Consider the following 9,383-nt stretch of genomic DNA (forward strand, 5'->3'; position numbering starts at 1 on the left):
GGGGGCGAATTCCTCCCCATACATAAATGACAGGGGTTTCCATTCGCCCCCCTTACCAACCCCTAATTTTCGATGAGCGATCGCCAATCCATTACCGAAAAACTAGCAGAACTCACCGACGGTCTCTTGTGGATGAGTGAGGCCGATTATCCCTGGAACGTGGTATCCTGGGATAAACCAACCGTTTCCCCCGCAGAACTCATTCAAGCGGCGGGACGCGAACCCACCGCATCCATCCAACAAAAAAATCCAGACGATTTTTTTCAGCGCGCTGTAACTGAAAAAGAGTGGCAAGATGCCTCAGAACGAGAACGAGTACGGCGATATCGAGAGCTGGTGCATTTTCTGAAAAACAATCTCGCCGACCTCACGGTTTATCGCATCGGAGAAGTAGAAATCGATACCTTCGTTATTGGCAAAACCCCCTCGGGAACGGTGGCGGGAATTGCCACCACCGTGGTGGAAACCTAGGCGAGTTGGCTTATTCTAACCCCATCGGTTTACCCTAAGTTGGCCAACAAAGGAAACATTGCCAACGCCAGAAAACCAGGCAGTTTGATTGCCCCTGTAGGAACAGCGCAATGCCCTTTCTTTTCAGGGAGACCGATGCGGAGGAATTCTTCGCGTGCTATTGCAAAGAGCTTGATATGACGGATAGAGACGCGAGCGATCGCGTCTCTACTGCGCCTTTTCAGAGGAGGGAGGCTCAAGAACTTGCACCCTGGGGTGGGAACCTAACCCGACTGGGGGGGGTTCATTTCGCGACAAGCTTGCAGCCAATAGTCGAGGGATTTGCCCTCCGGACCCCCGTCAGCGGCCCACAGGTAATATGCTCGCATGCGAATGTCCGCTTCGGTGGGACGATAAGGGGGCAAAAAGTAATCGCAATCCTCGGTTTGGAAATTATACGGCACCCCGACGAAAAAATCTTGACGTCCGAACCCGCGCGTGGTGAAGCGGACGCATTGTTGTTTCAGGGGACACTTATCTCCGGAGCAGAACACAATCTCGCTAGGCATCACACTTACCGATCGACGCGACTTTCAATGGTTTTTTGCACGGAACGGGAGACATTGGAGAAAAAATCGTAGCCGGTGGCGGCTTCGATCGCATCGATAGAGACGCGATAATCCCGCCAGTCTGTATTGGCGACCCGTTGGCTGTTGGGGATTCGCACCGCGATCGTGCGCGTCTCGCGGGTGATGTCGCCTACTCCTTGTCCCGGTTTATCCAAAACGGCGATAACTTTCCAGGTGTACTGGGGAACGGTAACTTTGCCATTGGCAATAGTTTTGGCTTTTCCTTCCGATCCGGCGATAATATACAGTTCCTTACCGCGATCGACTAAATCCCGGGAGTATTCTTCCAATTCTCGCCACACCTCGCGGTTATTGGCGGGGGATTGAGGCATCATGTTAGTCATCACAAAGGTAGCGCTGTTATCTCGCTTGCTGCGGGTGCGATCGGCGGAAGGAACGATGTGACCGCGATCGTAACCGGTGCCGCGATAATCCGAGGGGGACACTTGGTAAAATCCACCGGGCAAGGAACCATCGGGACGAAAGTCATCTTGTCGGTCTGCATTGCCTAACCAGGAAGGATTGAGCTGCCAACTGACCCAGTTTGCTATGCCGGTGCTGCGGTTGTAGGACAAAGCGTATTGCGGCTTTTCCATTAAATAGTTGTTCGGATTGCTGGGATTGGGTTTGGCGTTGCTGGGGTTGCCCATCAGCAAATGATTGCCTCGGGTCGATCGCCCTTTGCGATCGCTGACGTAGCAGACGGGGCGATCGCCTCCGCCTCGGGAATAGGCCGATCGCTCGCCGCACAATTGTCCGCTGCGGGTTAAATCGTAGGGACATTCGCAGGTACCGGTCAGGGGGGCGCGCACCGCCCTTTTTTCCGTGGGACAACCGGTCAAACTCAACAGCAGGGTAGTAGCGATCGCCACTACCCCCAGATTTTTCAGCCAAGTGGTTTGGTTTTGCATCATGGTCTTTAAACCGTTAATTTTGCCCATTGTACGCCGATTCCGTCCCGTTTCAGGATCGACCTGGCCGCACCTCACACTGGCGTTTTCGCAGGTGGCGTAATGCCGCGCCGATCGAGTACCTCCTCCAGTTCTGTGAGAAATTCAAAGTCCTCCGGGGGTAAATTCGCCCCATTGCCATTCCATCGCGGTTGCTTTTCGAGAAAGGCAAACGCCTGTCGGAACTGATGCGCCTCGGCGGCGATCGCGGCGTCAAAATGGCAGGGAATAATCCGCTCGAAATACCACCGAGAAACGCGATCGGCCCAGTCGAGGGTTTCTTTCGGGGCGCGGTTGAGAATCAGTTTTTGCAAAATTGGAGCCACGAATAAACGTCCCCCACCGCGCAATGCCTCGAACGATCGCTGCCAATGTGCTTTCCACGCAAAGGGAAACAAGCCGAAGTATGCTTTTTTAGAGCGATCGCTGGCATAGCGCGCGTCGCGCCACGCTTGCTTGAATTCGATGGTTTCTAAGGCGCTGGGGCGGAAGTAACAGGCAAACAGGCAAATGCGCTGCCATCCTTTGCGACGGGCCGTTTCGCTATCGGCGATCGCATCTGTGGCATTATCTTTGGCATGGAACAGCAACGGATAGGGATCCGAGTTGACGATCGCCGGGGGTGCTTCCGGAACCGAGAGTACGGAGTCGGTGACTAGCAAGCTGCGCGAGGGCCTGTGAAAAAATGCCACTTCCCCAAATGCCCCCAGTCCCAGGTCCAGCGGTCCGAGGATTTCATAGTCAAAATCTTCGGCAAATGGGGTTTTGCTGCTATTTTCCGGGAGAACCTGGGTGCGCGATCGCGGAAACCCCAGCCAACTTAAGGGCAAGTTTAGCGGAAAACTCCACTGCTGGGGCGCGACAAACACCTGCGCCTGGGGAAAGCGTCGCGCAAACGGGCCGACAAATACCTTATGTTCTAACCCGGAAATCGTGGGCAGGATAATATATTTCACCTCCCCATGTGCCGCAACCAACTCGTTGAGTAATTCCAGGCACTCCGCCGTGGGTGCCACCGGTGCATACACCAGCAACCCCCCTTGGGATAACTTCACCACGGTCATCCGAATGGGCACCACCACGTAAAGGATGCCCTGCACCTGCTCGAATGTCCAGATCGTATCTTTCACCACTTCCCGTCGCAAGGTGACTCGTTTGCGATAGGGGTACAGGGGCACGATCGGCCAAAATGGCCATGAATCGTCCTGAGTCCCTCTCTGTTGCCCTTTGCCAATGGTTTCGATCCCGTTCACGATCGCTCTGCTCACTTGCCAATCCCTGGTCGTTCTCCATGATTTTCTTATTTTACCAAAGGAGCGCCCCAGTTTAATTCCGAGTCCGGGGGGTTCGCGATCGCTAGGAGTTTTGGTCGATCGTAAAGTGGCGATCGCGAGCCACTCAGACCCGCGATCGCCCACACTGTTTGTCCCTACGCATGCAATTTGAGAATGTATGACCATCGCAATCGCCGTTTCGGGAAATTGGCAAGAGTGGTTCGCGGTTTCGGGCTACCTTTGCTTCACGATTTTTATTATTGCCTGCATTTTCCTCACCGGGAAAAAATAACCCCATTAACCCTGGGAACATGTCACATGATGTAAAATTGCCCCTCGGAGATAGTCTCGTCAGCGCCCCCAGAAATTCGCTACAATAACAACCAGCGGCATCCGCTGTCGATCGCAGCGGTTGTCCCGGTTTCCCATCGTCGTCATTCCCCCAAAACTGCTTATGAATTCCCAAAATCCCGAACGCCTAAAGCGCAAACTCGAAGACCTGAAAACGGACATTCATCGCACCCAACCCTTGAAACGGGATGGGGAAGTGTTGCAAACCCTCAAATCCCTTTCCGAACAATTGAGCGTCTGGTATGGAGGACTCTCCAATACTGGAAAAGGGGCGACCATCGTGGTAGGGGGTATTTTGGCCATCTCGGTGGTCAGTACCGTGTTAAATTTAATTCGCTTGGCTGTTACCCTGGTAATCGTCGGCGCGGTAGGCTATGTGGGATATAAATTTTTCCTCGCCTCCCAGTCTGACAATGACCCAAATCCATAGCGATCGCTGGCCCAAAGCACCCTCCATCTTCCCCCTCGAAACCCGCCCCCTGAGCTTCCCCCACCCCCGCCGCGCCCGAATGGCATCGATCCGCGATCCATATCATGCCTTGGAGTGCAAAAACTGCGCCGACAGGTGCTATACTGACCCAGGGTACGAGTGGGCGCAGGGACGGTGGCTCGGGCAATCCTGACTCGCAAGCGCAACATCGATTTTCACCGATCGAAGGCGCTGGATCGCGATCGCCCTTGCTAAAATATGGGTTCCCAGTGGCAGATACCGGGTTGAGAGGAATTCGCAAACGATGAAAAGCACTCATTCACGCAAAATCGAGACTTCGGGGAAAAAAGGGGGAGGCGATCGCCCCCCACTCCCGCCGTCGAAAATGATGGCACCCCGGGGACTGTGGCTGTGGATCCTGCAACATCCCGGTACCAGTTTGGTGCTGGCGATCGCCCTCATTCTCAGCGCCGTGTTGGGCACCTTTGTGGGCACCCAGTTCTACATCCAAGGGCAAATCGAGCATCGCGATCGCGATCGCCTACAGCAGGAGAAATTTCTCCGCTGGGTTCAACAGTTCGCACCAGACGAACGTCAAGGGGCGATTCTGGCGTTGGGGAGTTTAGAAAACCCAGAGGCTCAGATTCAGCTTTTAGCAGATCTGCTCGGTTTGGAAACGGACCGGGAACGCTTCGCCGCCGTGCAACAAGCCTTGGTCAGTAGCGGACCGAATGCGTTACCCTATTTGCAAAAATTAAATCAATCCACCCGCACGGATCTCGATGCCCTGCGCTATAGCACGGATGAAGAACAACGTCAAGTTGTGGAAGAGAGACTGCGAAGCACCCAACGGGCGATCGCCAAACTGCTGCAGCTCTACAGCGCTCAACTCGCGCACATCGACCTCAACCGCACTCACCTGGCCCAACTTCCGGACGGGGAATTTACCTTGGTGTTGGAAAAAACCGATTTATCGGGCATTCAACTGCGCGGCGCGCTCTTAAATCATGGCAGTTTTAGGGGCAGTCAATTTTATGGGGCGGGCAAGGATGGCAACTTCGGGACTTATGACGATGAAACTGCCGACTTCACCAGTAGCGAACTTGCCGACAGCGATTTTACCGAGGCATTTCTCACTCATGCGGTCTTTGCCTACAGCAATCTCACTCGCGCTACCCTCGATCGCGCCAATTTATTCCGGAGTATTCTCACAAAAGCTAATCTCGACAACGCCCAACTGATCGGGGCGGACCTGCGCCAAGCCGACCTGACCGACGCTATCCTCGCAGGCGCGAATTTATCCCAAGCCAATCTCGCCAAAACCCAGGCGATCGGCGCGCGCCTTCCCCAAGTTTCGGCAACCGGAGCCAACTTCTACCAGGCACTCTTGAGCGCCACCGATTGGCAAGGAGCGAACCTGCAAGGTGCTAATCTGCGTCAGTCCAACCTCGAAGATGCCAACCTCAGCGCTACCCAACTGATCGATGCAGATTTGCGGGGCGCTCAACTCAAAAACGTTAACTTGCAGCAGGCTGACCTCACTTCGGCTCAGTTGCAGGGAGCCACTGTGGATGGAGCCGATTTTCGGGGAGCCAACTTCTTGTCGGCCCAAGGACAACAAAGCGATCGCTTCCTCGAATCGAGCAATGACTCCTTTTCCGGTTTGCTGCGCGGGGTTGACTTTACCAAAGCGCAAAATCTCGACGATAAGCAAATTGTCTATATCTGCACCCAAGGCGGCACTCATCCCCTCTGCTCTCAAATGACCGAGCAGTTCTCGCCGGAAAATCCCGAATAGACCCATCTCATCCCCACCACCGAGGAGCCTCCGCCTGCCCTTCGAGGATTGCAGATGGCCAACTGACAATTTTTCGCCCACCAATCATCGGGTAAGGTAAAATCGACCCAGCAGATGGATTATTTTATTATCGGTAATGAGGAGTAGGGATATGGAACGTCTCCAGGCTATTTTCTCGAAAGTGGGCGCACTGGCCCTGGGAAGCGTGGCGATCGCCAGCAGCATTGGTTTGAGCAGCGATCGCTCAGCCGCGCAAGCCGCCTATGGCAGTTATGTTGGGGTGGGTGGCTCCGTGGGATTGACAGAAGTGGACAATGACGAGCGCTACAATGCCGTGGTTGTGGCGGCGCGCTACAAACTGCTGCCGGTGCCCTTGTCGTTACGCGCCCAAGGATTTTTTAGCGGGGATGGGAGTGCCGTCGTGCCCACCATTTCCTATGATTTTCCCCTCACCTGGCAAGCGGATGTGTATTTAGGAGCCGGTGCCGCCCTTGCCAGTGGCGATACCCCCGTGGGGGATAAAGTCAGCTTTGCCATTCAACCGGGAGTAGACTATTCCGTGCCCAATACCCGATTTGTTTTATTTGGCAATGCCGTGATCGCCTTTGATGCTTACGAAGATGAGAGCGACACTGCCATCTCCCTACAAGGAGGCGTCGGATTGAGATTTTAACCGCATCGAGCGCGCGTCATAGCCCGCGTCGGCGAGCGTCGATCCAGAGCAACGCCCCACCCTTCTTGGGTGCGGGGCTTTGCTGCTGTTTCACTCTTGTTTCACCGATTCGATCGCCCCGATGCGCGACCTGGGCCAGTAGATTTTATAAGCTTGGCCGATAATATCTTTGCGCGGGACAAAACCCCAGACGTGGGAATCAAAACTTTCGTCGCGGTTGTCTCCGAGGACAAAATAACTATCTTCCGGCACGAGTTGTCGGTCGAAGGGGTAAGTGGGCAGAGAGCCGAGATAGTTTTCTTGTAAGGGGCGATCGTTGATATAGAAGATGCCATCTTGGAGGCTGACCACTTCTAACGGGGTGCCGATGACGCGCTTGATAAACAATTCCCCAGCATTGGGGTCGAGTTGTTGGGCGAATTTAGGGGCGCGAAACACGACAACATCGCCGAATTGAGGGCGATAGTCCGGGGATTTGCGAACCAAAATCCGATCGCCCGCTTGCAGGGTAGGCTGCATCGAATTGCTCGGAATAGTAAATCGTTGCACGAAATGATGTTCCACCCCAGCGGGCAGGAGAATAAAGCTGACTTTCAGGGTCACAATCAGCGCCACCACCCAGACAATTGGTTCGGGGCGATCGCCTTGCCCTCGCGACCCGAGAAAATAAGCATGATAAGCGGCGATCGCATACATCAAAGGCGGCACCACAATCCATCCTTCATACACTCGCGCCACATTCGAGGCCAAAATCAAACCGATGAGGAACACCGCGCCCAAAAACATTTTGTTGAGATAAAGATGACCCAACCCCGGTAAAATCTGCGAGAGAAAAACTGCAACCCAGGGGTTATTTCTATTCCGTTTGTTTTTGAGAACGTTTTCTAACTGAGAGAAAGAAATAGTTCTAAAACACTTATGGGCATCGATAATGTTGATAATATAAAAGATAAAAATAGGAAAAAGCAAGCCGAAACTGGTGAGGGAATTGCCCGTGGGGCTGAAAAAAGTGGCAAGAGCGATCGCTAGCAAAATGGCTTCTACCACAAAAAACCCCAATCCTCGCAAGAGTTTGCCGGCATAACATTGTCCCAATCCCGGCAATAAAACCGATAAATTCACCGCCAACCAAGGGTCTTTCTGGGTGGGGCGGCGGTGAAGCGCGCGGGGGCGGCGACGAGCAGTCCCCGAATTTTTGCGCCGCCCTGGCACGCGGCGGTGGGCGGGCGAGGGAGTGGGGAGGAGAAAATCGTGAGTCCAACTGGGGGCTTTTTGATGGGGGTATTTGGCCAGGATTTTTACCCGTCGGATACCCTTGACGTTTAAAGTCATTAGCAGCTGTGCGATCGCCGAAATATAGACCTGGCGATCGCTCAACTGCGGCGACGACAGGATAACCTGCAAACAGCCCCGCGTTAACCGAACTTTCGCCCGGAGAGATTGGGACTTAAACTGTCGTTCCAGCAATGCCGCGATCGCTTTCGGATTGCCTTTTTTCGCCTGTGCTTGCAGCTTCGCCGATGTCATGCTAACCCACCCTTTTTTGCAGAAAAACCCATAGGCCCGCACCGAGAAAACAGTTGCCGGAAATCGCGCACCCCAAAAAAGAGGGCAAAACCACCCAGCAGGAGGATGAGGAATAGTTTTGCCACGTTCATCCCCCTCCGTTGGGTAGGGCGGTTGGGTTCAGACCCGAAAGCATTTTGCATCGCCAAAATTCTCGCTTCGCAGGTATTTTTTTTTTAGTTTAGCGTCGGCGATGAACTTGAGTGGCATTCGCCTGATCCACCGGCACCACCAACACCTCGCTAATATTGACATGAGCCGGGCGAGTGACGCTGAACATCACCACATCAGCGATATCGTCGGGAGTCAGGGGTGTGAGGTCTTCGTAAACGGTTTTCGCCCGATCGCGATCGCCGTGAAAGCGGACAATACTAAATTCGGTTTCCACCAAACCCGGTTCCACTTCCGTTACCCGCACCGGCGTGCCCAGCAAGTCCTGTTTTAACCCATCAGAAATCGCGCGGACAGCCGCTTTCGAGGCACAGTAAACATTGCCCCCCGGATACGCCCCCCGACCGGCGATCGAGCCAATATTCACCACATGACCGCGCCCCCGTTCTACCATCCCCGGAACCAGGGTGCGGGTGGCGTAAAGCAATCCTTTTACATTCGCGTCGATCATTTCTTCCCAGTCGTCGATATTGCCTTGGTGGAGTTTATTTAAACCGCGACTCAGACCAGCATTATTGATTAAAATATCGATGGATTTCCAAGCCATCGGCAGGTTGGAGAATTCCGATGTCACCGTGGCGCGATCGCGAATGTCTAGGGGGACGAGCAAACTTTCGGTGTTAAACGCTTGTTTGAGTTGTGCTGCTAATTCTTCCAGGCGATCGTCGCGTCGCGCCACCAACACCAATTTCGCACCCGCCTCGGCAAATTGGCGGGCGCAAGAGGCCCCGATGCCACTACTGGCACCTGTAATTAACACGATTTGGTCTTTTACCGAAACCATAACTGCTTTGAGTAACTATCAATTTGAATGCTCCCCCACCTGCTGGCGCAAGGTGGGGGTGTCCCGGTAGGGCGGTCGGCCTCAGGCCTGCTCCCCGTATCCCAGGAAGGTGGCTTCCTCAGCGCGCACTGGGAGCTTTTGCCCAGATGCGCCTCCAAATCGTTTCCGTCTGGAGCTAATTGGAGAACATAAATTGTCCTTGGATTCTAACCTAGCTCCCTACATTTACGAATTGGGCGATACCAGGATTTACAGGGCATCCAGCCTTGCCAAATGGGTCGTGTCTCCGGTTGGCTCGGAATCTGTG

The 9,383-nt window shown here is 54.1% G+C and carries 9 protein-coding genes; 4 read left to right on the plus strand and 5 right to left on the minus strand.

Going from position 1 to position 9,383, the window contains the following annotated elements; genetic code table 11:
- Nucleotides 1–72 precede the first annotated feature (72 nt).
- Nucleotides 73–471 carry a nuclease A inhibitor family protein gene (locus AC0QH1_RS09965; protein WP_324630930.1) on the plus strand — a complete coding sequence of 133 codons (399 nt, stop codon included), beginning with the start codon at nt 73–75 and terminating at the stop codon, nt 469–471.
- Between the two features lie 263 nt (nt 472–734).
- Here AC0QH1_RS09965 and AC0QH1_RS09970 read toward each other — a convergent pair whose 3' ends face one another.
- From AC0QH1_RS09970 to AC0QH1_RS09980, 3 genes are all read right to left on the minus strand, one after another.
- On the minus strand, nt 735–1,019 hold the full coding sequence (locus AC0QH1_RS09970) for a DUF2934 domain-containing protein (protein ID WP_324630931.1): 285 nt from the start codon (nt 1,017–1,019) through the stop codon (nt 735–737).
- A gap of 5 nt (nt 1,020–1,024) precedes the next feature.
- Nucleotides 1,025–1,993, minus strand: a complete 969-nt coding sequence (locus AC0QH1_RS09975; RefSeq protein WP_324630932.1) for a DNA/RNA non-specific endonuclease — start codon at nt 1,991–1,993, stop codon at nt 1,025–1,027.
- Between the two features lie 71 nt (nt 1,994–2,064).
- Complete coding sequence (locus tag AC0QH1_RS09980; RefSeq protein ID WP_324630933.1) at nt 2,065–3,489, minus strand: DUF4336 domain-containing protein; 1,425 nt, start codon at nt 3,487–3,489, stop codon at nt 2,065–2,067.
- A gap of 268 nt (nt 3,490–3,757) precedes the next feature.
- Here AC0QH1_RS09980 and AC0QH1_RS09985 point away from each other — a divergent pair, with 268 nt between their 5' ends.
- The 3 genes from AC0QH1_RS09985 to AC0QH1_RS09995 all read left to right on the plus strand — a co-directional run bounded on the left by AC0QH1_RS09985 (nt 3,758) and on the right by AC0QH1_RS09995 (nt 6,555).
- Nucleotides 3,758–4,084 (plus strand): hypothetical protein, encoded by a 327-nt coding sequence (locus tag AC0QH1_RS09985; RefSeq protein WP_324630934.1) that lies wholly within the window; start codon nt 3,758–3,760, stop codon nt 4,082–4,084.
- Nucleotides 4,085–4,388: 304 nt separating this feature from the next.
- Entirely contained in the window at nt 4,389–5,882 is a 1,494-nt protein-coding gene (locus AC0QH1_RS09990; protein WP_324630935.1) for a pentapeptide repeat-containing protein, read from the plus strand.
- A 151-nt stretch (nt 5,883–6,033) separates the two neighbouring features.
- A complete protein-coding gene (locus AC0QH1_RS09995) occupies nt 6,034–6,555 on the plus strand; it encodes a hypothetical protein (RefSeq protein WP_324630936.1) in 522 nt (173 codons plus the stop codon).
- A gap of 90 nt (nt 6,556–6,645) precedes the next feature.
- Here AC0QH1_RS09995 and lepB read toward each other — a convergent pair whose 3' ends face one another.
- Together lepB and AC0QH1_RS10005 are read right to left on the minus strand one after the other, a co-directional pair.
- The gene (gene lepB, locus AC0QH1_RS10000; RefSeq protein ID WP_324630937.1) at nt 6,646–8,082 is read right to left on the minus strand and encodes a signal peptidase I; all 1,437 of its coding nucleotides are present in this window, start codon (nt 8,080–8,082) and stop codon (nt 6,646–6,648) included.
- 220 nt (nt 8,083–8,302) lie between these two features.
- The gene (locus tag AC0QH1_RS10005) at nt 8,303–9,076 is read right to left on the minus strand and encodes an SDR family oxidoreductase (RefSeq protein WP_324630938.1); all 774 of its coding nucleotides are present in this window, start codon (nt 9,074–9,076) and stop codon (nt 8,303–8,305) included.
- Nucleotides 9,077–9,383: the final 307 nt, after the last annotated feature.

The sequence above is a fragment of the Phormidium sp. CCY1219 genome, from assembly GCF_055795085.1.

Coding starts and splice junctions, on each gene's coding strand:
- AC0QH1_RS09970 (WP_324630931.1), bottom strand. CDS start 1,019: ATGCCTAGCGAGATTGTGTTCTGCTCCGGAGATAAGTGTCCCCTGAAA.
- AC0QH1_RS09965 (WP_324630930.1), top strand. CDS start 73: ATGAGCGATCGCCAATCCATTACCGAAAAACTAGCAGAACTCACCGAC.
- lepB (WP_324630937.1), bottom strand. CDS start 8,082: ATGACATCGGCGAAGCTGCAAGCACAGGCGAAAAAAGGCAATCCGAAA.
- AC0QH1_RS10005 (WP_324630938.1), bottom strand. CDS start 9,076: ATGGTTTCGGTAAAAGACCAAATCGTGTTAATTACAGGTGCCAGTAGT.
- AC0QH1_RS09995 (WP_324630936.1), top strand. CDS start 6,034: ATGGAACGTCTCCAGGCTATTTTCTCGAAAGTGGGCGCACTGGCCCTG.
- AC0QH1_RS09990 (WP_324630935.1), top strand. CDS start 4,389: ATGAAAAGCACTCATTCACGCAAAATCGAGACTTCGGGGAAAAAAGGG.
- AC0QH1_RS09985 (WP_324630934.1), top strand. CDS start 3,758: ATGAATTCCCAAAATCCCGAACGCCTAAAGCGCAAACTCGAAGACCTG.
- AC0QH1_RS09975 (WP_324630932.1), bottom strand. CDS start 1,993: ATGATGCAAAACCAAACCACTTGGCTGAAAAATCTGGGGGTAGTGGCG.
- AC0QH1_RS09980 (WP_324630933.1), bottom strand. CDS start 3,489: ATGGTCATACATTCTCAAATTGCATGCGTAGGGACAAACAGTGTGGGC.